Raw genomic sequence first — 22,281 nt, 5'->3', positions numbered from 1 at the left:
AGGGCCCTGAGGGTGCGGCGGCACCCCACCCTAACACTGCAAACCGCGCGACGCGCCACCAGAGGCGGGGGGGGGCGCCGCGCGTCTTAGGCAGGACTGCGAATGCGCTGCCGGGGAAGGCTTCTCGAAAGGGTTCCGCTCAGCGGGAGGTGCGGCACGAAGCTCTGACCGGGTGTCCGTCGAGCGGCTACGTTACGCACCGTCACGTGCCCCGACCGCGCCCCTGGAGGACACCCATGCATTCCGTCACTGCTCGACATTCCCCGCGCGCCGCCGCGACGATCACGGCGGCGATCACGGTCGCCTGCGGCATCGTCCTGGCCGGGCTCGGGCCTGCGCAGGCCGCTCCTACCGGTCGAACGTGCTGCGCCCCAACGGGACCGACCTCGCCACCCTGACCGGCCTGCGCCTGGCCGCGGTCTACGACCTCCGCACGCCGGACGCCGTCGCCGAGGACCCGGACATCCTGCCGCCCGGCGTCGGCTACGCGAACATCGACATCTTCGGCCGCGACCTCGAGTCCGAGGGTGTCCGGACCATCCGTTCGGCCGCGGACGCCAGGGCCTTCATGGAGTCGATGAACCGCGGCTTCGTCCACAACGAACACGAGCGCGGCGCATACGCGCGGCTGTTCACCGAACTCGCGAACACCCAGGGCCCACCGCTGTTCCACTGCAACTCCGGCAAGGACCGCACCGGCTGGGCCGCCGCCATCCTGCAGAGCATCGCCGGCGCGGACCGCGCAACGATCATGCGGGACTACGTGCTCACCAACGAGTACTCCGCGGAGACGATCAAAAAGAAGAACGAGAAGCTCGTCGCGGCCCTGGGCGCCGAACGGGCCCCCTGGTACGCGCCGATGATGGGGGTCGAGAAGAGTTACCTCGAAGCAGGTTTCGCCGCGCTCGACGCCGAGTACGGCACCGTCGACAAGTACCTCACCGAGGGACTCGGTCTGAGCGGCGACACGCTCGCGAGGCTCAAGCACAAGCTCGTGGCCTGACGCATCGGCTATCCCATCGTGATCCGGCGGTGCGCGAGCCGCCACCGACCGTCGACCCGCCGGAGGGTGTCGTCGTAACGCCCGACGCTCGACAGTCGGGGAGCGGTGGTCGTGTCCACGAAGAACGACCAATAGGCGGTCGTGGTGGCCTCGTCCGCATCGCTCTCGCCCGGGGTCACCGCGATCGTCGTCAGCACATGCCGCGTGGCCGAGCCGGGCCCCTGGATGCCGGACGCGCGGCGTGAACGCACCCCCTCCTCGATTTCCGCGTGCCCGGTCCGTACCTGCGCAGGCATCTCGGTGGCCGGATTCGGAGCGGACTCCCACACCGCGTCCACGGTGAAGTGGGACAGATAGTCCTCGACGCTCCCGTCGTCGGCGAGATGCGCCAACCGGGCGAGCAGGGACTGGATTTCGACGACGGAATCGGCTGTGGTCACGGTCGCCACCCTGCCCGAACTCCCGGTTCATCGATAGTCGCGGTCCCGGCCTGCGGGTGTATGACTCCACCGGTGCCGCGACGAGGCCTTGACAACCTACAACCGATTGGTTGTATATTGGTGTTGTGAACGGAGATGACGAGGACCGGGCCGACGCCCTGTTCCACGCGCTCGCAGACCGGACCCGGCGCGACATCATGCGCAGGGTGCTGGCAGGGGAGCACTCGGTTTCCGCGCTCGCGACGAAGTACGACATGAGCTTCGCCGCGGTTCAGAAGCACGTTGCCGTGCTGGAGAAGGCCGGCCTGCTCACCAAGCGGAGAAGCGGTCGGGAGCAGTTGGCCAGTGGCGACGTGTCAGCGGTGCGCTCGGTGGCATCCATGCTCACCGGACTCGAGCAGGTGTGGCGCGGGCGCATCGCACGTATCGACGAACTCATCGCATTCGACTCGACCCAGGAGGGCTGAACCATGCCTGTGACCAATGTCCAGCAGGACCTCGACAACCTGACCCTGACCATCAACGCCGACTTCGGCGCACCGGTGGAGCGAATCTGGCAGGTCTACGCTGACCCGCGCCAGCTGGAGAAGGTGTGGGGACCGCCGACCTACCCGGCGACCGTGGTCGACCACGACCTCACGCCCGGCGGCCGCACGACCTACTTCATGACCGGGCCCGACGGCGACAAGTTCGCCGGGTACTGGCAGATCACGGCCGTCGACGAGCCGACGGGCTTCGCCTTCGACGACGGCTTCGCCGACGCGGACTTCAACCCGAACCCCGCGATGCCGGTCTCGAAGAACGTCTACACCTTCGCCGAGCACGACGGACGCACGCGTGCGACCTACGTCAGCACCTACGAGTCCGCCGAGGCGCTCCAGCAGGTGCTCGACATGGGTGTGGTCGAGGGTGCCTCGTCGGCGATCAACCAGATCGACGACCTGATCGCATCCTGACGGCGCGCCGCGGCCGGCCGTCCCGAACCTCGGGTCGGCCGGCCGCTTCGGGGTCAGTCCTCGAGGGGCGCGGTGACCCCGAGCGAGAGGGCGCCCATGATCTTCGGGACTCCCTTCTCGTAGAACGTGTCCAGGTCGCGGATCTCGAATCCCGCCGCTCGCACGAGCGACGGGATCTCACGGGTGAGATGGCAGCCGCCCGCGACGGCCTTCTGGATCGGCTCGAAGCGGTGCTGCCAGCGCCGGACCTTCTCATGCGGGGCCAGGCCGTGTTCGACGAAATGCAACGTGCCGCCGGGCCTGAGGACCCGCCGCACCTCGCGCAGCGCGGCGTCTACGTCGGGGATCGTGCACATCGTCCACGTGGACAGCGCGGTATCGAAGGTGTTGTCGGGGAACGGAAGTGACTGTCCGTCCAGGCCTGAACGCTCGATGGGCACAGTGGAGGCCGCGAGCCGTTTGCCTGCCAGCTTCCAGCCGAGGTCGGCGGGTTCGACGGCGCTGACCGAGTCGACGGCGGCAGGGTAGAACGGGACGTTGAGCCCCGACCCGAAGCCGATCTCGACGACGCGACCGTGCAGGCCGGCGCACGCCCGTTTCCTCGACGCCTCGGTCAGCGACATCCCGCACGAGACGTCCACCAGCCGCGGAACGATCTGATCCCCGTAGAACCCCATGACAGTCCTCTCCGCCCCTCACGATTCCTGTCGGTCCAGCATCGCACGTCACGCGGTCACGTGGACCGGGCCAGCGGTGACGGGGGCGGCGGTGAGCCCGGGCGGGGTGGCGGCGCGGGCGGCGCGGATGGCGTTGGCGATGACGAGGACCTCGGCGAACTCGTGAATGAACACCACCGTGGCGAGACCGAGCACACCGGTGGCGGCCAGGGGTATCAGCACGGTGATGATCGCGAGCGAGAAGCCGATGTTCTGCACCATGATTCGGCGGGCGCGGCGGGCGTGGGCGAGGACCTGGGGGAGGTGCCGCAGGTCCTCGCCCATCAGTGCGACATCGGCGGTCTCGATCGCGACGTCGGTGCCCATGGCGCCCATCGCGATACCGACGTCGGCGGTGGCCAGGGCCGGTGCGTCGTTGATTCCGTCGCCGACCATCGCGACCCGGCGGCCATCCGCGAGGACCGGCAGCAGGTCGGCCTTGCCCTCGGGGAGCAGTTCGGCGTGGACGGTGGTGATGCCCGCGGCGGCGGCCAGGGCGTGGGCGGTGCGTTCGTTGTCGCCGGTGAGCATGGCGACGTCGACGCCGAGTCGACGCAGCCGGTCGACGGCCTCGGGGGCTTCGGGGCGCAACTCGTCGCGGACGGCGATCGCGCCGACCACCGATCCCTCCCGTTCGACGATCACCACCGTGGCGCCCGCCTCCTGCAGCCGGACGACGTCCGCGGCCAGTGCGCCGGGGTCGATCCAGCCGGGCTTGCCCAGACGCAGCGCGCCGCCGTCGAGGGTTCCGGTCAGTCCGTGGCCGGGGATCGCGGTGACGTCGGCGGCGGGGGTCACGGGCTCGGTGGTGGCGGCGAGGATCGCGCCTGCGAGCGGGTGCTCGCTGCGCGCCTCCAGCGCGGCCGCGGCGGCGAGGACGTCGGCCTCGGACCCGCCGGGCGCGGCGACGGTGGCGACGACCTGCGGGGTGTTGCGGGTCAGGGTGCCGGTCTTGTCGAGGGCGACGACGCGGATGCGGCCGAGTTCCTCGAGTGCGGCGCCGCCCTTGATCAGGGCGCCGTGCCTGCTCGACGCCCCGATCGCGGCGACCACGGTGAGCGGGACCGCGATCGCCAACGCACACGGGGAGGCGGCGACGAGCACGACCAGGGCACGTTCGATCCACAGCATCGGATCCCCGAAAACCGATCCGATGGCTGCGACGAGTGCCGCGAGAATCATGATCGCCGGAACCAGCGGCTTGGCGATGGTGTCGGCGAGGCGCTGCCCGGCACCCTTGCGGTCCTGGGCCTCCTCGACGATGTGCACGATCCGGGCGAGGGAGCTGTCGGCCGCGAGGGCGGTGACCTCGACCTCGATCGCGCCGCCACCGTTGATCGCCCCGGCGGGCAGTTCGTCGCCAGGGCCGGCCTCCACCGGGACCGATTCGCCGGTGATCGCGGACAGGTCGAGGCTGGTGCGACCGGCACGGATCACCCCGTCGGTGGCGGCACGCTCGCCAGGGTGCAGCAGCATCCGATCGCCGAGGACGAGATCGTCCGGCGCCACGGTCATTTCCCCGCCGCCGCGCACGACGGTCGCGGTCGGGGGGACCAGCGACAACAGCGCCCGCAGTCCGCGGCGGGTGCGGGTGACGGCGTGGTGCTCGAGGCCCTCGGCGATCGAGAAGAGGATGCCGAGCAGCGCCGCCTCGGGATACTGGCCGAGGGCGACCGCGCCGATCGCGGCGATCGTCATCAACGTCCCGACCCCGACCCGGCGGTGCCGGAGATTCTTCAGGGCGCCGGGCACGAACGTGGACGCGGCGACCACGACGGCGGCCAGTTCGACCGCCGTCGCGGCCGGGTCTGCTCCGGCTCGGGCGAGTGCCCACCCGGCGGCGAGCAGGACCGCGGCCGCCGCAGCGCACTGCAGTTCGCGGACCTGCCACACCCGTCCGGGGCCGTGGTCGGAGACGGCGCCGTCGGTCGCGGTGTCGGCGGTGCTCGGCCCGCAGCAGGCATCAGACATGCTCGGTCTCCGCGGTGTCGGGCCGGGATTCAGCGGGGAGATCACCGGCGACGGCGTCGACCAGGGCGCGCCCGCGCGCGGTCAGTGTGTACATCACCAGTCGGCCCTGCCTGCGGGAGGTCACCAGGCCGGCGATCTTGAGCTGTCGCAGGTGATGCGACACCAGGTTCTGCGCCTGCCCGACGACCCACGCCATGTCGCACACACACAACTCGCCGCCGGCGCGCAGCGCGGTGGCGATCGTCAGGCGGGTGGGGTCGCCGAGCGCGCGGGCCGCGGCGGCGGCCGGCTCGACGAGCGCCGGTGTCGGGAGCCCCGCCCGGATCCGCTCCGCGTGCGGGAGATCCAGGCAGAGCAGGTCGCAGGTGTCCACCGCGTCGTTGGCCATATCAACACACTAATGGGTATTGATATGAAGGGGAACCGGGTCGGCGCAGCCATATCAACGTCCGTTAGCGTGTCGCCATGGAATCCACGCTTCGTTCGCCCGAGATTCACACCCGGTGGACGGCGGTCGTCGCATGAGTCGGGGAGTGAAGATCTCGCTGGCTCTCGTGGCCGTGTTCGTCGTCGCGGTGGCCGCGATTCTGCTGGTCAATCGATCGGGCGGCGAATCCGCGGCGTCCGCTCCGGCCGACGCTTCGGCCGCTGCCGTGGTGGTGCGCCCGGACAGCCACCGGCTCTCCTCGGCCCCGGACGGCAGCCCGACGTTCGTGGAGTTCCTCGACTTCGAGTGCGAGGCCTGCCGGTCGGTGTATCCCGCGATCGAGGAACTGCGCGCCGAGTACGGCGACCGGGTCAGCTTCGTGGTGCGGTACTTCCCGCTGCCCGGACACTTCAACGCCGAACGCGCGGCCCGGGCGGTGGAAGCCGCTGCGCAGCAGGGCAAGTTCGAGCAGATGTACCAGAAGATGTACGAGACGCAGTCCGAGTGGGGCGAGCAGCGGGTGCCCAAGGACGACGCCTTCCGCGACTTCGCCGCCGACCTCGGTCTCGACATGGCGGCGTTCGACGCCGCGTACGCGGACCCCGCGACGGCGGCGCGGGTCGCGGCGGACGTCGCCGACGGGCAAGCCCTCGGCGTGCAGGGCACCCCGTCGTTCTTCCTCGACGGCCAGCGGTTCGAACCCGCCAGCTACCAGGACCTGACCGATGCGTTCGACGCCGCCCTCCGCTGACACCGCCGCCACGCCCGCGGTGGCGCAGGCCCGTGGCGGTGCGCCGTTCGATCGATCGCTGCCCTGGCTGCTGCTGATCGGCGGGCTCGTGGGGCTGACGGCCGCCTTCGTGCTCACCGTGGAGAAGTTCTCCCTTGCAACGGATTCGAGCTACATCCCGTCCTGCAGCCTGAATCCGGTCCTCAACTGTGGCTCGGTGATGTCGACGGCCCAGGCGTCGGTGTTCGGGTTTCCCAACTCGCTGCTCGGCATCGCCGGGTTCGCGGTCGTGGCGGCCACCGGAGCGGGGCTGCTCGCCGGTGCCCGCTTCGCCCGCTGGTATTGGCTGGGTCTGCAACTCGGGGTCACCGCGGCGGTGGTGTTCGTGCACTGGCTGATCGCGCAGAGCCTCTACGTCATCGGCGCCCTGTGCCCGTACTGCATGGTCGTGTGGGCCGTGACCGTTCCGATCTTCTGGTACGTCACCCTCCGGAACCTGAACCACGGCACCTTCGCCCGGCCCATCCGCGCGGACGTGGTGACCGCGGCCGGGAACCACGTGGTGCCGCTGACGGTGTGGTTCCTCGCCGTCGCGGCGCTGGTGATCCACCGCTTCTACTCGTACTGGTCCACCCTGCTCTAGTCGGACGGTGATCAGCCGCCGATTCGGCCACGCAGTGTCGCCAGTCCAGGGCCCTCGAGCTCGTCCGTGACACCGTGGCGGCCGGCGATGGACATGAGCAGGGCCTCGCCGGGTCCGCGGACATCGGGTCCGCTTCCCGCGGTCCAGTCGAGGTCCGTGGCGACCAACCGAAGGCCGCGGATCCGCCGGCGTGCGCGGATCGGGGGCGCGATGCGCGCAAAATCCAAAGCGGGCACGAGCCGCTCGGCGGGGATGTCGCGGGGGATGCCGAGTGGGCGGCGAATGTCCTGCTGGTGGATCATTCCGTCGACAAGGGCGATCCGGCCCCCGAATCCGGTGGTGAGTCCTCGGGGTTGCATGCTGCGATCGAGCAGGTCGACCAGTTGTTGCGGGCTGTGCCCGGCGAGGTCCGCCAGTCCGATCTCATTGGCGCGGTCGAACCGCAACAAGCCACGGACGAACCGGCGGGCCAGCCCGACCGGCCGCAGCTCTTCATAGCTGAGCATGTGGGCAACGACGTCGCGGACGGTCCAGCCCGCGCACAGCGACGGCGCTTGCCATTGTTGCGGGGTCAGTGACCGGAGGAGTGCTGCGAGTTGGGCCCGCTCGGCGTGGGCCATGGACTTCACGTCAGGCATCTCGGGCAACCGGTCGCTCACTGCCGCACCCCGGGGGCGCCGGTTTGGTGACCACAGACATGGCCGCAGTATCTCCCACTCTGAGCTGGCCGTGGGCCGAAACCGATGGCCGCGAGGTCAGTTGGACGGTGAGCGCGGTCGCTGCGAAGGGGTGGATATCGCCACCCTTGGGGGGCTGTCCGCATACCGGGTAGCCGACGGACGCTGGATCTCGGAAACCGACCACTCGTTGTGGGAGGCCACTCGACCGAAGGGAATCCGCAGCCATGCTCCGTATCCTCGGCACCACCGTCCCCGACGTACACGAACACTCGCCGCCGGGCGCGGCCTTGCCCGCCGTCGAACCCGTCCGTCACCACTGGGCCTTCGCCCGGATCGGCATGTACCTGCTGCTCGCTTCCCTGCCGCTGCTCGCGATCTCGGCGCAGGTGTTCGGCGTCGTGTCGATGACTGCCACCGGTGCGCTGGTGATCATTCCGCTCGCGGCGACCCTCGCCGTGTTGTGCGTGTTCGCTCCGCACCCGATCGACCGCATCGTCGGCCATGGCCTCGGCTGGGGGATGTTCGCGTGTCTGGTCTATGACATCTTCCGCCTCGACACCGTGTACCTGCTCGGCCTCTGGGGTGACTTCATTCCGAAAATGGGTACGTGGCTGCACTCGGGCACCGACACCCGGACCGGTGCGATCGTCGGTTACCTGTGGCGCTACCTCGGCGACGGCGGCGGAATCGGGATCGCCTTCTTCCTCATCGCCCTCGCGCTCGGACTCCAACATCGGTCCCGCCGCACCGTCCTTCTCGCGTTCGTCAGCTTCGCGGTGTTCCCCGTATGGGCCGGGCTCATCGGAACGGTTGCCCTGTCGCCGAACGGTCAGCAGGACATGTTTCCGCTCACGCCGACGACGATCACGCTGTCGCTGATCGGGCACCTGATCTTCGGGCTCGTGCTCGGCCTCGGCTTCCTGCGGGCGCGGGGCCGCCTCGGCCAGCACTGGCCGTGGCCGCCGCTTCTCCCGGTGCGACCGCCGGCCGGTGCGGGGCAGGCGCGGATCGAGGTGTCGTCGCCCTAGCGCCGGGGGACCCGGCCGCGGTTCTGCCGGGCGATCAGTTCGCCAACGCTGATCGTCGGCGCGCCGTCCGAAGGCCCGCGGCGGCGGGCCTGAGAACGGGTTTCGGTGTGTTCCACGGCGGCAGTACGTTCGGGGGAGTCGGACGGACGCGACCTCGAGACCGCTCCAGTGCCGCCCGCCATGGTTGTTGCGGCGATCGGTCGATAGGAGGCGGCGAGATCCGGGATGTCGGACGGTATCCGTTCGTCGGCGAGGATCGGCTCGCCCAGGCCCAGCTTCTCCTGGATGCGCTTCATCCACGCGGGCGCCCACCAGCAGTCGTCGCCGAGCAGTTTCATCGTCGCGGGCACGAGGAACATGCGGATCAGGGTGGCGTCGATGACGAGCGCGGCGATCATGCCGTAGGCGATGTACTTCATCATCACCAGTTCGGAGAACGCGAATGCGCCGGTGACCACGATCAGGATCAGCGCGGCAGCGGTGATGAGCCGGCCGGTGTGTGCGGTGCCGACCCGGACGGACTCGGTGGTGCTGGCGCCCTGCGCCCGCGCCTCCACCATCCGGGACAGCAGGAACACCTCGTAGTCGGTGGACAGGCCGTAGATGATCGCCATGATCAACACCAGCACCGGCGACATGATCGGGCCGGGTGAGAAGTTCATGAAACTGGCACCGTTGCCGTCGATGAAGATCCAGGTCAGGATGCCGAGGGTGGCGCCGAGGCCGAGCGCGGTCATCAGCGCGGCCTTGATCGGCAGCACCAGCGATCCGAACGCCAGGAACATCAGCAGGGTGGTCAGCAGCACCACCAGGGTGATCATCAGCGGCAGGTTGTCGAGCAGCGCGGCGATGGAGTCGAATTCGATGGCGGGGGTGCCGCCGACCAGCATCGTGACCCCGTCGGGCACGTCGATCGCCCGCAGGTAGTCGATCGTCGCTTCCGAGTCGTTGCGGTCGACCAGGCCGGCCTTGAAGACCGTCACCCCGTCCTTGGTCGGGTTTTGGATCGTGAACTTCTCGACCAGGCCGGGTGCCCCGCTCGCATCCTTGACGATCTGGGTGATCTGCGCGCGCTGGGCGTCCTCGATCACCAGCTTGATCGGCTCGGTGCGGTAGCTGGGGAACAGCTCGTCGAACTGCTCCTGCGCGACGCGGGTCGGGTTGTCCGGCGGCAGGTAGGTCTCGTTGATCCCACCCAGCTTGATCCCGGAGATCGGAATGGTGAGCAACAGCAGGCCGACCACGATCGGGATGGTCACCTTGAGCGGGTGCTTCATCACCCACTGGGTCAGCCGGCCCCAGAAACTGTTCTCGATCTCCTCGGTGGTCTTGGTCTTCCGCATCGACTTCAGACCCAACGCATCGACGCGTCGGCCCAGGACCCCCAGGATCGCGGGCAGTAGCGTGATCGAGATCAGCGCGGCCAGGATGACGGCCGCGATCGCGCCGTAGGCCATGGATTTGAGGAATCCCTGCGGGAAGATCAGCAGGCCGCCGAGGCTGGCCACGATCATCGTCGCGGAAAAGACGATGGTCCGGCCGGCGGTCATCACGGTGCGGCGCACCGCGTCTGAAGTGTCGTATCCCTCGGCGATCTCCTCGCGGAAGCGGCTCACCATGAACAGGCCGTAGTCGATCGCCAGGCCGAGGCCGATCAGCGAGACCACCGACAGGACGAACCCGTTCACCTCGGTGAGTTGGGCCAGTGCCTTGACGACGCCGTTCGCGGCGATGATGGTCAGGCCGCCGACAATGAGCGGCAGCGCGGCGGCGACGATGCCGCCGAAGATGAAGAACAGCAGGATGCCCACGGCCGGGATGGCCAAGATCTCCATCCGGTGGAGGTCGTTGGCCATGGTGTCGCTGATCGTGCTGGTGACGGGCTGCAGTCCGGTGAGTTGGACGTCGACGCCGTCGATGTAGAACTGGTCGCGGACCTTCTTGAAGTTGGCGGCGACCTCGGTGTCGTTGTCGCCCTTGATGGCGACGCTGGCGATGGCGTGTGCCTTGGCGGGATCGATCATCAGGGCGACCTTTGTGGACCAGTAGCTGCCGTTGACCTTCAGGATCTCGTCCGGGTTGTCGGCGGCCAGGTCCTCGAGACTCCTGGTGATCTTCGCGCCGAAGGCTGGGTCGTCGACCGTTCTGCCGTCGGGTGCGGCGTAGAGGAGAACCACGTCCGCGAGGGTGTCGCGGCCGAAGGTGCCGTCGGCCAACTCTGCGGCGGCCACCGACTCGGATCCTGTGTCGACCAAACCGCTCTGGCTCAGGTGCTTTTCGACGCCGAGGCCATACGCACCGAGGGCGAGCGTCAGCCCGACCATCAACCCGATCACGGTGAATCGCAGGCGATAGGCCATCTGTCCCCACGTAGCGAACACCGTCTCCACTCCCCACTGGTGGTGCAGGTACCAGTCTCACCACATCAAGCTCAAAGCCCGATAGGCCCTGCGCTGTACCGCGAAGCTCACGGTACGCAAGGTCTCTGGTTGTGATGGGCAGACGAAGGCCGATCGGGTGAGGTCAGCGAACCGAACCGTCGGCGGAAGGTATTCGGCGAACGGTGAATTCCCTGGTGATCGGGTGTCCAGGAGCGAGTTCTGGCGTCCTCTAAGAAGGTTCTGAGAATCTCGGCCAGCCGCCGATCTCACGGATGTTTGCGCGCATGAAGGGAATCCTCGAAGTCTCCGGTCGACGTCGGGTTCGCCTCCAGAAGGCCGAGTTGGCGTCGAACAATGTGATCGTCAAACAGGACACCTTCGAGCGGAAGGTGTTGATGTAGCGCGGATCATGGTGCGTTCCCGCAAGTCGGGTTGACCTGAACCATGGTTCATGTTTGAGAGTGGTGTCATCGATCAAACGAGACGAGGAGAGTCCGATGACACAGCCCAGGATCCTGGTGGCCGGCGCGACCGGAAAGGTTGGCGGCGCGGTGGTGGCCCAACTGCACGCGGCGGGTGTGCCCGTGCGGGCGTTGGCGAGAGGAAATGCCTCCTTCCCGCAGGGCGTGCAGGTGGCACGCGGGGACCTCAGTGATCCCGCGTCGCTGAACGCGGCACTGGTGGGCATCGATTCGGTCTTCCTGGTGTGGCCGTTCCTGAGCGCCGAGGGCGCGCCGGCCGTGATCGACGCGATCGGGAAGCATGCCCGGCGGGTGGTGTACCTGTCGTCCGCCGGGGTCGGGGACGGGGAAGAGAAGCCGGGCGAGGCCATCACCATGTTCCACACGGAGCTGGAGCGGCTGATCGAGGCGTCGGGATTGGAATGGACCGCGCTGCGGCCCACCGGGTTCGCGGGCAACGCGCTTGGCTGGGCGGAGGAGGTCCGCGCCACCGGCGCGGTACGGGCGCCGCTGGCGAAGCTGGCCCGCCCGCTGATCCACGAGGCGGACATTGCGGCGGTCGCCGTCCAAGCGCTGACGACCGACGCCCTGCTCGGCGCCCGCCCCCTGATCACCGGCCCCGAACTGGTCACCCAGGAGCGGCAGGTGGCGCTTATCGGCGAGGCGGTCGGGCGTCCGGTGCGGTTCGAGGAGATCACGCTGGATGAGGCCATCGAGCAGATGAAGGCCGCGGGCTACCCGGTGGAACTGGTGGAGGCGGTGATGCCGGCCCAGGCGCAGATGCTCGACAACCCGGAGCCGGTCAACGACGAGGTGAAGCGCATCACGGGCACCCCGGCCCGGTCCTTCGGGGAGTGGGCGGTCGATCACGCCGCGGACTTCCGCTGAGCGGTATGCCTTCGGATTGACCGGCGAAAGATGGTCAATCCGAAGGCATTTCGCCTGCAGATCGAGCTGGGTGCTAGGGGGATGCCAGTGTCGTCGCCCAGCGGTAGTCCGCCTTGCCGGCTGGGGTTCGCTTGACCTCCTCGACGAGCACGATCGAACGCGGGACCTTGTAGCCGGCCAACGTCTTTCGGCAGTGCTCCTGAACGTCGTCGAGGGTCAGTTCAGGTGAGTCGGGATAGGTCGCGATCACCGCTGCGACCTGTTGGCCCATGCGCTGGTCGGGTGCCGGGACGACGAGCGCGTCGGCGATCGACGGATGTGCGTGGAGAGCGGCCTCGACCTCTTCGGCGAAGACCTTCTCGCCGCCGGTGTTGATGCACTGCGAGCCGCGGCCGAGGAAGACGATGGTGCCGTCCGCTTCCACCTTGCCCATGTCGCCGAGCACCGACAGGCGGGTGCCGTCGCCGCGAGTCGGGAACGTCCGGGCGGTCTTCTCCTCGTCCTTGTAGTAGCCGAGGGGAACGTTGCCGATGCGGGCGATGTAGCCCACTTCCTCGGAGCCCGCGGGGATCTCGTTCAGCCGCTCGTCGACCAGGATCATGTTCGGCGAGGGCGGCATTCGCAGATTGCCGGCCGCGTCGATGGTGAAGGCGCCGTCGTTTCCGGACTCGGAGGCACCGAAGTTGTCCCGCAACAGCAGGTCTGGTTTGACCGCCAGCATGCGCTCCCGAACGCTGGTGGACCAGATCGCGCCGCCCGAGGTGATCGAGAACAGCGAGCTGAGATCGACCTCGCCCTGTCGTCGTTCCATCTCATCGACCAACGGCAGCCCCATGCCATCGCCGACGATCAGGATCACCTGCACCGAATCCTTCTCGATCGCTTCGACGACCTTCTGCGGGTCGAAGTCGCGCCTGAGGACCACGCGAGCGCCGAGGGTGAAGAAGGTGAACAGCGAGTACAACGCTGCACCGTGCATCAGGGGCGCGGCGATGAGGAACGAGAGTTCGGGAAATTCCTTTGCTGCACTGGCGATCTCGGCGAGGTCTTGTCGCGTCCCCTCGCCGTATGGGTTTCCGCCGGACAGCGGCTTGCGGAAAAAGTCGTCTTGTCGCCACATGACACCCTTCGGATATCCGGTGGTCCCTCCCGTATAGAGCAGGTACAGGTCGTCGCCCGTGCGGGAATCGAACTCCGCCGTGGGCGACAACTCGCGAGCCTCGGCGAAGGACACCACGGATACTGCGTGCTCCTTCGCGGCGGCGAGCAGTTCGGCGGCGATCTCGCCAACCACGATCACCGTCCGGAGCATCGGGCACGCGTCGAAGAGGGTAGCGAGGACGCGCTGATGCTCGGGGAGTTCGACGACCACCGCGGACGAATCGGAGTTGACGAAGATGTACTCGAGTTCGGCGGGCGTATACCGGTAGTTGACGTTGATCGGGACCGCGCGGATCTTGATCAATCCCAGGATGGACGTGACGTGCTCGACGCTGTTCTTGAGGAACAGGGCGACATGGTGGCCCTGGGAGATTCCGGCCTGAGCGAGCAGGTGGGCGGTCCTGTTGGCCTCCGCATCCAACTGGGCGTAGCTGAGGTTCTCGCCCTCGTAGGTCAAGGCAACACGGTCGGGTACGGCGCCGGCGACCGTCTCGAAAACGTCCGCGAGGTTGAACTGCATCGTCATTCCCTTCGGTGGCAGCGCCGCGATCTCGAGGCGGTGACCTGAATCTAGAACACGTTCTCAGGCGCCCGAGGCAAAACGAACCGATTGGTACTGTTTGGCCCTGTGCGGTGAGGCCTCGGATGCCCCCGTCCGCGGGTCGTCTCCAGGAGCTCTACGACCAGAGAAGATCGTTAGCGTTGCAATCCATGCCGGCCCGCCCGAGGATAGCGTTAAACACCAAGCGGCCCGGTCGAATCAAGAAAAATCGCGGTGGCGAGGCCGAAGTGCACGTTGGGCATTCGTCCAGCTATATTCCCCCGATGTTGAAAGTGCGCCTCGGTATCCGTGCCCGGATCCTGGCCATCGCATTGGTGCCAAGCCTGGCGTTGCTCGGAATCGGTGTCGGCACGGCGGGATACCTGATACGTGAGGCCCGACAGGCCGAAGAGTGGGCGGCAGCGAACCGAGATGCCGTGAGCCGCGCTCGCGACGTGGTTGCCGGGGTGGAACAGGAACGGATGCTGTCGTTGTGGCAGTTGTCCGGTGAACGGGGCGATCCGGCCGCGCTCGACGCAGCACGGAACCGGGTCGACACCGCGTTCGCAGAGCTGGCCCCCTACTCGTCAAAGCTGCAGAGCGCGTCACAGGGCACCATGGGTGCCGACACGGGTGGATTCGACACCCTGCTCGCCAGCCTGCCCCAGATCCGTGGTGCGATTGACGCAGGACGAATGTCGATCGACGACACATACGCGCTCTTCAACAAGATTCTCGATGCGGTTGCGCTCGGTACCAACCTCGTCACCACCAACGCGCCCAACGCCGAGGTCGGCGTCGCACTCATCAATGGCGTGCGCATCCTGCACGCGATGGAGGGACTGTCACGTTCCGCCGCGCTCACCGCTGCCGAACTACAGGGACAGCTCAGCAGCGGTCCACTGCGTGACGATTATCGAAATCTGGTCGGGTCCTACCGGATCGGACTTCCGCAGCTCGCCACCGACCTGGGTGCTGATCCAGCAGCTGAGAAGATCCTGGCAGTACTGACCTCTCCCGGCTGGCAGCAGGTGGCCGTGATGGAGGACTACCTCCTCAATCCGCCGAAGGCGGACAAGAGCGGTGTCGTCCCAGCACCGCCAATGACCTTCGCCGAGTGGCACACCGCGCAGGAACAGCTGTCTGAAGACGTGATCGGCGCATGGAACGGACTGAATGACCGTGCGAACCAGATCGCTGCCGACGAGGGCAAACGCACGGCGGCGAACTCGCTATGGGCGGGGGCCGCCGTGCTCGCGCTTGCGCTCCTGGCGTTCCTGCTGTCGCTATGGCTGGCCAACCGGCTGATCGGGCGGCTCGAGCGCCTGCGCAAGGAAACACTGGACCTGGCGGAGGTCGAACTGCCCGAAACCATGCGCAAGCTGGGCGCCGGCGAGCAAATCGATCCCAACGCTGCGCACCTGGACTTCGGTGACGACGAAATCGGCTCGGTGGCAAAGGCCTTCAACCGCGCACACACAGCGGCCGTTTCCGCCGCGGTCGCCGAGGCCCGCACCCGCGAGGGCGTGCGCGCGGTGTTCCTCAACATCGCCCACCGAAGCCAGATGGTGGTGCACCGGCAGCTCGAGGTCCTAGACGAGGCCGAACAAAGCCAAGAGGATCCGGCCATGCTGGAGACGTTCTTCCGGCTCGACCACCTGGCGACCCGCGAACGCCGCAATGCCGAGAACCTCGTCATCCTCGGTGGCGGCGAGCCCGGCCGCCAGTGGCGGAGTCCGGTGCCACTGGTCGACCTGGTGCGCAGCGCGGTCGGCGAGAGCCTCGACTACACGCGGGTGCACACCCGTCGCATGCCCGAGGTGTTCATCGTCGGCAACGTGGTCGCAGACCTCATCCACCTGCTCGCCGAACTGGTCGACAATGCGACGGCGTTCTCCCCGCCGCAGTCGCGCGTCGAAGTGAGCGGCAACGTGGTCGGCAAGGGGGTCGCGATCGAGATCACTGATCAGGGCATGGGAATGTCCGTCGAAGAACTCGACCGCGTCAACGAGATGCTGCGCAATCCGCCGGATTTCGGAGTCGAAACACTCTCGGCGACTTCACGACTTGGATTGTTCATCGTTTCGCAGCTGGGTGCGCGGCACGGGATCTCTGTGCGGCTAACCGAATCCGAGTACGGCGGCATCCGCGTCATCGTGCTGGTGCCGAACTCGGTGGTCGCCACCGATGCGACACCTATGGCTGCCCCTCCGTCAGATCGGATTGCCGGACGTCAGCCCGAGAGGCGGATCGCCGGCGCGATGGCGCAACAGGATTTGCGCGAATCTGTCTCGGCTGCAGGGGGTGTCGCAACACTGGCACGCCCGACTCCGGCGCCTCCCGCCGAACAGCCGGTGCAGCCGGTGGCCCCGCCGCGGGCGTGGGCGCACCTCGAGCGCATCGATAGCGCGCCACCCGCCGAGTACGCGGAACGTTCCGGGGCTACCCAGTGGTACGAGCCGCCGACCCCCGCTGTCGAACCGGAGTCCCTCGCCCCGCAACCGTTGCCCGACCACGGCGGTGACGTTCGCCCGAGCCTGCCTCGCCGTCGTCGGCAGGCCAGTCTGGCCCCGGAGCTGGCGCACGATCTTCAACTCGAGGGGGAGGCGGAGCAGCCGTCACGATCGGCGGAGCAAGCGCGAGATCTGATGTCCGCCATCGCGTACGGTACGCAGCAGGCTCGGGATTCGGACCCCCTGTCCGGGCATACAACCACGGATGAAATGGAAGGTGAAGGAAGGTGAAGGTGACGACTTCTAACTCAGGTGATCTGAACTGGCTTCTCGACGATCTCGTCAATCGTCTTGCCGGGGTGCGCTACGCAGTCGTGCTTTCCACCGATGGGCTGCTGCTTGGCCGATCCACGTCCATGAGCCGTGAGGACGCCGAGCACTTCGGCGCCATGTCGGCCACTCTGTACGGGCTGGCACGCAGCGCGGGACAGCGCTTTCAAGGCGGCAGCGTTCGCCAGGCCGTCATCGAGCTCGAGAAGGCGGTGCTGTTCGTGACGGCGGCCGGAAGCAACGCATGTATCGCATTGCAGGCCGTCGACACCGCGAATCTGGGAATGGTCGCGTATGAAATGAACCTGACTGTGCAGCGTGTCGGTAGCTACCTGTCCGCCGATCCTCGTAACGGTGTGGCCGCCGAGCAGGGCGCGTAGGTTGCCGTGACAGGTATAGGCCAACCGTGGTTCGACGATGCGGCCGGTCCTCTGGTCCGCCCGTACGCCATCACGAAGGGCCGCACGATGGGCGCGGGACACGATCTCGACATGCTCACGCTCGTCGTGACCGTGTCCCCCGCTCCGCGGCTGCAGCACGTCGAGACGGAGTACGCGGAGATCGTTCAGTTGTGCTGTACGGCGCAGTCGGTGGCCGAGGTCTCGGCGCACCTGAATCTGCCTCTGGCGGTGACCAAGATCCTGGTCGGTGATCTCATCGCCGAGGGACTGCTGAACTTCCGGGCTCCCGCAAGCAGCGACTCCTACAACGACATCGCCGGGATCGGCGACCTGAACATTCTGCAAGCAGTACTCGACGGAATCCGAAAGCTGTAGACCACTATGCATGACAATGCGTCCTCAGCCGACCTGGCTGCTTCGGTCAAGATCCTGGTAGCCGGCGGCTTCGGAGTCGGTAAGACCACGATGGTGTCCTCCGTCAGCGAGATCACACCGCTGCGTACCGAGGAAACGATTACCGAATTGTCCACCGGCATCGACGATTTGTCGGGGGTGGAGGGTAAGACCACGACCACCGTGGCCCTGGACTTCGGTCGTATCACCCTCGATGAAAGCCTGGTTCTGTACCTGTTCGGCACGCCTGGACAGGACCGATTCTGGTTCCTTTGGGACGAACTGGTGCGCGGGGCCCTCGGCGCCGTCGTTCTCGCAGACACCCGTCGGTTGGAGAACTCGTTCGCCGCCATCGACTTTTTCGAACGGCGCGGTGTCTCGTTCACGATCGCGGTGAACTGCTTTGACAGCGCTCAGGTCTACACAATTGACGAGGTTCGCGAGGCACTCGACCTCGACAGCAAGATCCCCGTCATGCTTTGTGATGCGCGTGATCGCGATTCGTGCAAGTCCGTTCTGATAGCGCTCGTCGAACACCTCATCGCCCAGGCCAGCAGCGCGGTGGCCTGAGCACCTCTGGGTTAGCGCGTCAGTGGCTGGATCGTCCGATGAGCAGTGCCCCTCACGTTGGGACGTGAGGGGCACTGAATCCTGGTGATCCCCAGTCGCGTTCAGTCAAGCTGAGAGAGCCTCAAGCGTCTCGCCGAGCATGACTTACGCTTGGATTACCTCGATCTTCGTCAGCGCGTTCAGTGAGTCGCAGCTGGCCCAAGACTGGTTCTGCCCATACTGCACCGGGCCGTACTTCCAGTAGGTGAACGGGACTGGCCACGCAACGCAAGTGAGCTTGACCTGGTGCCAGGTTGGCAGCTCGCAATTGGCCATCCCGCCGGTGTTGAAGATGGGGTAAAGGTGACAGTTTGCCTCGCCCACCGGCACGTCAGCCTGAGCCACGCCACCACCAAAGAGTGCAGTGGCCGCAGTTGCGGTGGCAATGACGGCGCTGGCAGCAAGTCGCTTCGCAGATCGCATTCCGAACCTCCTGTATCGGGTGTTGTTCGGAACATCGCAACTTGGATCGCATTAGTTACAACTGAACATGTCCGGCGGGAGAGTGGCACCAACCCCGGGACGGCTCAGTTCGAGATTATGGACCTCGGAACTGGCCGCTGCGCCGTGACGCTATCCCAGTGACCGGAGGTAGATGAGCGACGCCTGCACTCGCCGATCGCCGTCCTGCAGTGGCAACTTCGAGAAGATGGATCCGATGTGCTTTCACACGGCAGCGTCGGAAACCGTCAGCCGCTGAGCGATACCGGAGTTCGTGTGTCCCTCGGCGACCAGTGACAGGACCTCCCGCTCGCGATGAGTGAGGGCCGCGAGGGGCGCCCGGCTGCGGGTGGCCTTGACGAGAGCCCGCACGACGTCGGGGTCGATGACAGCTTCGCCGCGAGCCACTCGGTCCACGGCGTCGAGAAACTGGCGGACGTGCCCGACGCCTTCCTTCAGGAGGTATCCCACGCCGCCCCGGGCGGTGTCGTCGCCGAGCAGTTCGTCGAGGTACGCCACCGAGACGTATTGGGACAGTACGACGATCGGAAGGTCCGGATTTCGCCGACGGAGCTCGGCCGCCGCGCGCAGCCCGTCGTCGGTATTGGTCGGAGGCATCCGAACGTCGGTGACCACCAGGTCCGGTCGGTATGCCTCCCATGCGTGGAGCAACCCCGGCGCATCGTCTATGCCGGCGCAGACCTCGTGCCCGGCAGAGGCCAGCACGCTCTCCACGCCGGCGCGGAGCAGCGGGCTGTCCTCGGCGAGCACTATGCGGAGCGGCCGCGCGGTCGACGTCACCTCGGCACTCCGTTACCGCGAATACCAACTCCTGACCCAAGACGACGCGGTCGAAGCTCGCCCCATCGTCCACGACAAATTTTTGTCCTGCTCTCCGCCCGCAACAACCGCCGCGGATCCGCATGGCGACCGCAGCCGGTGGCCACCCATGCGGCCGCGAGCTCGCGCGGCGGCGAGGCTACTGGTTTGTGAGGTCGGACGAGGCCGCGTCAGTAGGTCGATCGGCCCTGCGGATCCGGACCGAGATCGATCGGCATCAACGTCCCGATGCCGTTGGTCGCGGCGATTGCGTAATGGTCGACGGTGCGGACCTCACCGTTGATCTGGTCGTGCAGCGTAAGGCTGAGTGCATATGCGGGCTGCACGTACTCCTGCTCCTCCAGCCGCCCGAGTTCCACGTAACACTGCCTGGCATCGTCGATGTCGAGCCCTTCGTCGCGGCGCCGGTGCCAGTACTCCTCCACCTCCGCGAGGACCTCGTCGAGCGATCGCCAGCCTGAAACAGATTCGTGCACAGTGAGTTTCCGATTCGTCCGCTCGAATCCGGTCGGGTCGAGGTTAGCGTCTAGATACACGACGATTTTGCCGCCTTGGCCTTCCACGGCGATTCCGTCCAGCACGCGCGAGTAGACGACACCCAGGTCGACGACACGCGTCGCGACTGGCTCTCCTCCCTTCGCCGACGTCGCGACATTTAATCGCGTCACCTTCGTGGGGACGAATTCTTCGTCGCCGGCGAGCATGAGTTGCGCCACGACGCGCGACCCCGCTTCAATGGCGTCCTTGTCGGTGACGTCGATTGCCGACCCGTCATCGACTTGCCAGCGCTGGCTGTCGACCCACTGCACGGCCCGCGACGGCCGGTACACGGTGAAACGCTGACTCTCCTGCTCGAGCTCAAGCAGCGGGCCGATCTCCTCCCACGAGTTCTTGTCCGTCGAAGTAAGGCCGGCCCGCTCTGCGAGTGCGGTGATGTCGTCGAGCGCGCGCTCGGAATCATCGACGCGGTAGATATGCGCGTCGACCTCGAAGGCGCTCCAACGCTCCTGTAACTCTCTGTAATTCATGTCTCGCTCCTAACCCCGCCACATCCAGGACAGGTGGGTCGCCGGCGCGGGTCCAGCGTCTCGGTCCGACAGCCTGTCGTTGCTCAGTCGGAAGTCGGCATTGGCTCCGCTGTTGCCGGGTGCGATCGCGATCGGCCGGTTGACTGCGCTACCCGATCGCGCGAAGGCCGCATCCAGCCATGCCGGACCGACTGGCGTTCCACGCGACACGGCAGTCACGAACTCTGCGCCGCGGTTGGTGTCGATGCCCGGGTATGAGATGCCGATGAAGGCGCACAGCACGTGCAATGCCTGCAGTGGATGTGCCGAATCGCCGTCCGTGGGCGCCGACCACGTGCGCATGACGCTTGCGTCTACGGGGTCAATGACGGCACTACATGTGTCGAGCACCATCCACCGCAGCAGCTTCACGCCCAGGCGCATGCGGGCATAGAATGCCAGACAATTGAAACGGTTGGACGCGAAGGCAATTCCTGTCTCGCTTGCGCCGTGGTCGACGTAGTAAGCCAGGTGGACGTTATCGATCATATTGAGGGAGTCGCCATTCGTCGCTTGCTCGGGATGTTCGTAATCAGCAGCCCAGGCGTCCGCATTCCCCCACGCGAACTTTCTGGTATGCCCGAAACTTTGGGCCGAGTTGAGTACCGCACTTGCGACGCTCCAGTTCGCGGCCAATGCCTCGAACGAGCAACTGGTGCCGGCGGCCGGGCCGACGCTCGTCCACTCGACCCCATAGTCGACACGTGTGACTGTAGCCATGATCGGACGCCTTTCGTTGATACATGATCATCGACCCGAACTGACGTAGGCCTGGATCCGCTGAAGACTGTCGGCTTACGCCACCTCGATGCTCGCCGGGATCGTCCAGAGTGCAGATAGCGGCTCAAGATTGAAGAGCCCCTATCGATGGCCGGCCTGGGCCTAGTCAAAGGGTTCCTGATCACTGCCCCGATGTCCCGAGTAATCGACTACTCGTTTTCGGATGGCGAGCATCATGACATCGCTTGGCGCGCGGCGTTGAAGTCGTCGGCCTGACACCCAGCGCAGCGCCAGCTTGCCGTCTACCTTCGTGGGCGGCGCGCTGGGTTGTGAGCCCATCTGCATTGGGTGCTGCACGACTCGGCCCGGTCCGTGTGGGCATCGCGCCGCAATCGGGTCGGAGATCCGCCGAATCGAGCCAGCAAGATCTAGTTGAGGGGGAATCGGCCTCGGAAACCCGGTAGCGGTCCAATTGGTGAACTCAACGGGCGTTAATGGGTGAACACCCTGTGGAGAGACTGAATTGATTGATTGGTGGGTGGTGGAGTGGAGAGAGATGGTGGATGGATGGAAATGGAATGGATGGATGGATATGGAGGGGTGTTCACCTATACCGGTTCGCGCTGGAATACATGCGGATTGGATAGGTTGAACTGGCGGTAATCACACTTAAGGAGGGCTCCAGATCACACAGAAACTGGATGAGTTTCAGGGTGCAGATCGATCGTTCCGTTGCCGCTGGTGCAGCTGCTCCTCGCGTTGCAGAGTCAGCTAGTCGCGTTCGTAATGAACTCGTTCGCGCGGTGGGTGATGTGGTCGTGCAGGCGGGTGACAGCGGCGGTCGGCCGATGATTGCCCGTGGCGAGCCCGATGGTCCGGTCGCTCACCCCGGGCAGGGGGATGCTTACGAGGTCGGGGTGAGGGGTTTCCGCGGCCGGTAGCAGGGCAATGCCGAGGCCGTGCCCGACGAGGACCCGGATCGTCTCGAACTCGCTGATCTC

General features: G+C 66.6%; 22 protein-coding genes and 1 pseudogene. 11 read left to right on the top strand and 12 right to left on the bottom strand.

Translation table 11 applies throughout. The annotated features are described in order from the left end of the window. Positions 1 to 172: 172 nt before the first annotated feature. Positions 173 to 1,003: a tyrosine-protein phosphatase gene (locus tag ACFXMV_RS00115; RefSeq protein ID WP_378502178.1), complete on the top strand. Its 831-nt coding sequence runs from the start codon at positions 173 to 175 to the stop codon at positions 1,001 to 1,003. A gap of 8 nt (positions 1,004 to 1,011) precedes the next feature. Here the strand turns inward: ACFXMV_RS00115 and ACFXMV_RS00110 are convergent, their stop codons facing one another. Continuing rightward, the gene (locus tag ACFXMV_RS00110; RefSeq protein WP_378502177.1) at positions 1,012 to 1,443 is read right to left on the bottom strand and encodes a nuclear transport factor 2 family protein; all 432 of its coding nucleotides are present in this window, start codon (positions 1,441 to 1,443) and stop codon (positions 1,012 to 1,014) included. A gap of 125 nt (positions 1,444 to 1,568) precedes the next feature. Between ACFXMV_RS00110 and ACFXMV_RS00105 the strand changes: the two genes are divergently transcribed. Beyond that, the gene (locus tag ACFXMV_RS00105; RefSeq protein WP_378502176.1) at positions 1,569 to 1,910 is read left to right on the top strand and encodes an ArsR/SmtB family transcription factor; all 342 of its coding nucleotides are present in this window, start codon (positions 1,569 to 1,571) and stop codon (positions 1,908 to 1,910) included. A gap of 3 nt (positions 1,911 to 1,913) precedes the next feature. Next, positions 1,914 to 2,399, top strand: a complete 486-nt coding sequence (locus tag ACFXMV_RS00100; RefSeq protein WP_378502175.1) for an SRPBCC domain-containing protein — start codon at positions 1,914 to 1,916, stop codon at positions 2,397 to 2,399. 53 nt (positions 2,400 to 2,452) lie between these two features. On the opposite strand, the gene ACFXMV_RS00095 is transcribed toward ACFXMV_RS00100, so the two are convergent. The 3 genes from ACFXMV_RS00095 to ACFXMV_RS00085 are packed head-to-tail and all read right to left on the bottom strand — an operon-like array spanning position 2,453 to position 5,474. Further along, positions 2,453 to 3,076 carry a class I SAM-dependent methyltransferase gene (locus tag ACFXMV_RS00095; protein ID WP_378500827.1) on the bottom strand — a complete coding sequence of 208 codons (624 nt, stop codon included), beginning with the start codon at positions 3,074 to 3,076 and terminating at the stop codon, positions 2,453 to 2,455. A 48-nt stretch (positions 3,077 to 3,124) separates the two neighbouring features. Continuing rightward, on the bottom strand, positions 3,125 to 5,086 hold the full coding sequence (locus ACFXMV_RS00090; RefSeq protein ID WP_378502734.1) for a heavy metal translocating P-type ATPase: 1,962 nt from the start codon (positions 5,084 to 5,086) through the stop codon (positions 3,125 to 3,127). After that, complete coding sequence (locus tag ACFXMV_RS00085) at positions 5,079 to 5,474, bottom strand: metalloregulator ArsR/SmtB family transcription factor (RefSeq protein ID WP_378500824.1); 396 nt, start codon at positions 5,472 to 5,474, stop codon at positions 5,079 to 5,081. The genes ACFXMV_RS00090 and ACFXMV_RS00085 overlap by 8 nt, the downstream gene beginning before the upstream one ends. 133 nt (positions 5,475 to 5,607) lie before the next feature. Here ACFXMV_RS00085 and ACFXMV_RS00080 point away from each other — a divergent pair, with 133 nt between their 5' ends. Together ACFXMV_RS00080 and ACFXMV_RS00075 are read left to right on the top strand one after the other, a co-directional pair. After that, positions 5,608 to 6,264 carry a DsbA family protein gene (locus ACFXMV_RS00080; RefSeq protein WP_378500823.1) on the top strand — a complete coding sequence of 219 codons (657 nt, stop codon included), beginning with the start codon at positions 5,608 to 5,610 and terminating at the stop codon, positions 6,262 to 6,264. Beyond that, a complete protein-coding gene (locus ACFXMV_RS00075; protein WP_378500822.1) occupies positions 6,239 to 6,886 on the top strand; it encodes a vitamin K epoxide reductase family protein in 648 nt (215 codons plus the stop codon). Before ACFXMV_RS00080 ends, ACFXMV_RS00075 begins: the two co-directional genes overlap by 26 nt. An 11-nt stretch (positions 6,887 to 6,897) precedes the next feature. Here the strand turns inward: ACFXMV_RS00075 and ACFXMV_RS00070 are convergent, their stop codons facing one another. Further along, positions 6,898 to 7,524, bottom strand: coding sequence for a maleylpyruvate isomerase family mycothiol-dependent enzyme (locus tag ACFXMV_RS00070; RefSeq protein WP_378500828.1), 627 nt, complete (start codon positions 7,522 to 7,524; stop codon positions 6,898 to 6,900). Positions 7,525 to 7,790: 266 nt separating this feature from the next. Here ACFXMV_RS00070 and ACFXMV_RS00065 point away from each other — a divergent pair, with 266 nt between their 5' ends. Further along, positions 7,791 to 8,594, top strand: a complete 804-nt coding sequence (locus ACFXMV_RS00065) for a hypothetical protein (protein ID WP_378500821.1) — start codon at positions 7,791 to 7,793, stop codon at positions 8,592 to 8,594. On the opposite strand, the gene ACFXMV_RS00060 is transcribed toward ACFXMV_RS00065, so the two are convergent. Further along, the gene (locus ACFXMV_RS00060) at positions 8,591 to 10,975 is read right to left on the bottom strand and encodes an MMPL family transporter (protein ID WP_378502735.1); all 2,385 of its coding nucleotides are present in this window, start codon (positions 10,973 to 10,975) and stop codon (positions 8,591 to 8,593) included. The two genes, ACFXMV_RS00065 and ACFXMV_RS00060, sit on opposite strands and share 4 nt — an antisense overlap. 497 nt (positions 10,976 to 11,472) lie before the next feature. Between ACFXMV_RS00060 and ACFXMV_RS00055 the strand changes: the two genes are divergently transcribed. Beyond that, positions 11,473 to 12,324: an NAD(P)H-binding protein gene (locus tag ACFXMV_RS00055; protein WP_378502226.1), complete on the top strand. Its 852-nt coding sequence runs from the start codon at positions 11,473 to 11,475 to the stop codon at positions 12,322 to 12,324. Positions 12,325 to 12,397: 73 nt separating this feature from the next. Here ACFXMV_RS00055 and ACFXMV_RS00050 read toward each other — a convergent pair whose 3' ends face one another. Next, the gene (locus ACFXMV_RS00050; protein WP_378501962.1) at positions 12,398 to 14,005 is read right to left on the bottom strand and encodes an AMP-binding protein; all 1,608 of its coding nucleotides are present in this window, start codon (positions 14,003 to 14,005) and stop codon (positions 12,398 to 12,400) included. 305 nt (positions 14,006 to 14,310) lie between these two features. Between ACFXMV_RS00050 and ACFXMV_RS00045 the strand changes: the two genes are divergently transcribed. From ACFXMV_RS00045 to ACFXMV_RS00030, 4 genes are read left to right on the top strand one after another with little or no spacing between them, the layout of a single operon-like run. After that, positions 14,311 to 16,770 carry a nitrate- and nitrite sensing domain-containing protein gene (locus tag ACFXMV_RS00045; RefSeq protein WP_378502736.1) on the top strand — a complete coding sequence of 820 codons (2,460 nt, stop codon included), beginning with the start codon at positions 14,311 to 14,313 and terminating at the stop codon, positions 16,768 to 16,770. A gap of 2 nt (positions 16,771 to 16,772) precedes the next feature. Further along, positions 16,773 to 17,189, top strand: coding sequence for a roadblock/LC7 domain-containing protein (locus ACFXMV_RS00040; RefSeq protein WP_378502303.1), 417 nt, complete (start codon positions 16,773 to 16,775; stop codon positions 17,187 to 17,189). A 6-nt stretch (positions 17,190 to 17,195) separates the two neighbouring features. Continuing rightward, entirely contained in the window at positions 17,196 to 17,585 is a 390-nt protein-coding gene (locus ACFXMV_RS00035; protein WP_378502737.1) for a DUF742 domain-containing protein, read from the top strand. A 6-nt stretch (positions 17,586 to 17,591) separates the two neighbouring features. Next, the gene (locus ACFXMV_RS00030; RefSeq protein ID WP_378502738.1) at positions 17,592 to 18,173 is read left to right on the top strand and encodes an ATP/GTP-binding protein; all 582 of its coding nucleotides are present in this window, start codon (positions 17,592 to 17,594) and stop codon (positions 18,171 to 18,173) included. Positions 18,174 to 18,317: 144 nt separating this feature from the next. Here ACFXMV_RS00030 and ACFXMV_RS00025 read toward each other — a convergent pair whose 3' ends face one another. The 5 genes and pseudogenes from ACFXMV_RS00025 to ACFXMV_RS00005 form a co-directional block, all read right to left on the bottom strand. After that, entirely contained in the window at positions 18,318 to 18,635 is a 318-nt protein-coding gene (locus ACFXMV_RS00025) for a hypothetical protein (protein ID WP_378502739.1), read from the bottom strand. 150 nt (positions 18,636 to 18,785) lie between these two features. Beyond that, positions 18,786 to 19,454 (bottom strand): annotated as a pseudogene (locus ACFXMV_RS00020) (response regulator). Between the two features lie 209 nt (positions 19,455 to 19,663). After that, positions 19,664 to 20,521, bottom strand: coding sequence for a hypothetical protein (locus ACFXMV_RS00015; protein WP_378499657.1), 858 nt, complete (start codon positions 20,519 to 20,521; stop codon positions 19,664 to 19,666). A 9-nt stretch (positions 20,522 to 20,530) separates the two neighbouring features. After that, on the bottom strand, positions 20,531 to 21,280 hold the full coding sequence (locus ACFXMV_RS00010) for a DUF6345 domain-containing protein (protein WP_378499656.1): 750 nt from the start codon (positions 21,278 to 21,280) through the stop codon (positions 20,531 to 20,533). Positions 21,281 to 22,047: 767 nt separating this feature from the next. Then, a partial coding sequence (locus tag ACFXMV_RS00005) for a LysR substrate-binding domain-containing protein (protein ID WP_378502740.1) occupies positions 22,048 to 22,281 on the bottom strand: 234 nt, incomplete at its 5' end.

This window comes from Rhodococcus sp. NPDC059179 (assembly GCF_042754885.1).
GTDB lineage: Bacteria > Actinomycetota > Actinomycetes > Mycobacteriales > Mycobacteriaceae > Rhodococcus_G.
Note: the sequence above shows the minus strand (reverse complement) of the source record. Positions and strands in the feature narration are given on the sequence as shown.

Coding starts and splice junctions, on each gene's coding strand:
- ACFXMV_RS00100 (WP_378502175.1), top strand. CDS start 1,914: ATGCCTGTGACCAATGTCCAGCAGGACCTCGACAACCTGACCCTGACC.
- ACFXMV_RS00095 (WP_378500827.1), bottom strand. CDS start 3,076: ATGGGGTTCTACGGGGATCAGATCGTTCCGCGGCTGGTGGACGTCTCG.
- ACFXMV_RS00090 (WP_378502734.1), bottom strand. CDS start 5,086: ATGTCTGATGCCTGCTGCGGGCCGAGCACCGCCGACACCGCGACCGAC.
- ACFXMV_RS00085 (WP_378500824.1), bottom strand. CDS start 5,474: ATGGCCAACGACGCGGTGGACACCTGCGACCTGCTCTGCCTGGATCTC.
- ACFXMV_RS00080 (WP_378500823.1), top strand. CDS start 5,608: ATGAGTCGGGGAGTGAAGATCTCGCTGGCTCTCGTGGCCGTGTTCGTC.
- ACFXMV_RS00075 (WP_378500822.1), top strand. CDS start 6,239: ATGCGTTCGACGCCGCCCTCCGCTGACACCGCCGCCACGCCCGCGGTG.
- ACFXMV_RS00070 (WP_378500828.1), bottom strand. CDS start 7,524: ATGCCTGACGTGAAGTCCATGGCCCACGCCGAGCGGGCCCAACTCGCA.
- ACFXMV_RS00065 (WP_378500821.1), top strand. CDS start 7,791: ATGCTCCGTATCCTCGGCACCACCGTCCCCGACGTACACGAACACTCG.
- ACFXMV_RS00055 (WP_378502226.1), top strand. CDS start 11,473: ATGACACAGCCCAGGATCCTGGTGGCCGGCGCGACCGGAAAGGTTGGC.
- ACFXMV_RS00050 (WP_378501962.1), bottom strand. CDS start 14,005: ATGCAGTTCAACCTCGCGGACGTTTTCGAGACGGTCGCCGGCGCCGTA.
- ACFXMV_RS00045 (WP_378502736.1), top strand. CDS start 14,311: ATGTTGAAAGTGCGCCTCGGTATCCGTGCCCGGATCCTGGCCATCGCA.
- ACFXMV_RS00030 (WP_378502738.1), top strand. CDS start 17,592: ATGCATGACAATGCGTCCTCAGCCGACCTGGCTGCTTCGGTCAAGATC.
- ACFXMV_RS00025 (WP_378502739.1), bottom strand. CDS start 18,635: ATGCGATCTGCGAAGCGACTTGCTGCCAGCGCCGTCATTGCCACCGCA.
- ACFXMV_RS00015 (WP_378499657.1), bottom strand. CDS start 20,521: ATGAATTACAGAGAGTTACAGGAGCGTTGGAGCGCCTTCGAGGTCGAC.
- ACFXMV_RS00010 (WP_378499656.1), bottom strand. CDS start 21,280: ATGGCTACAGTCACACGTGTCGACTATGGGGTCGAGTGGACGAGCGTC.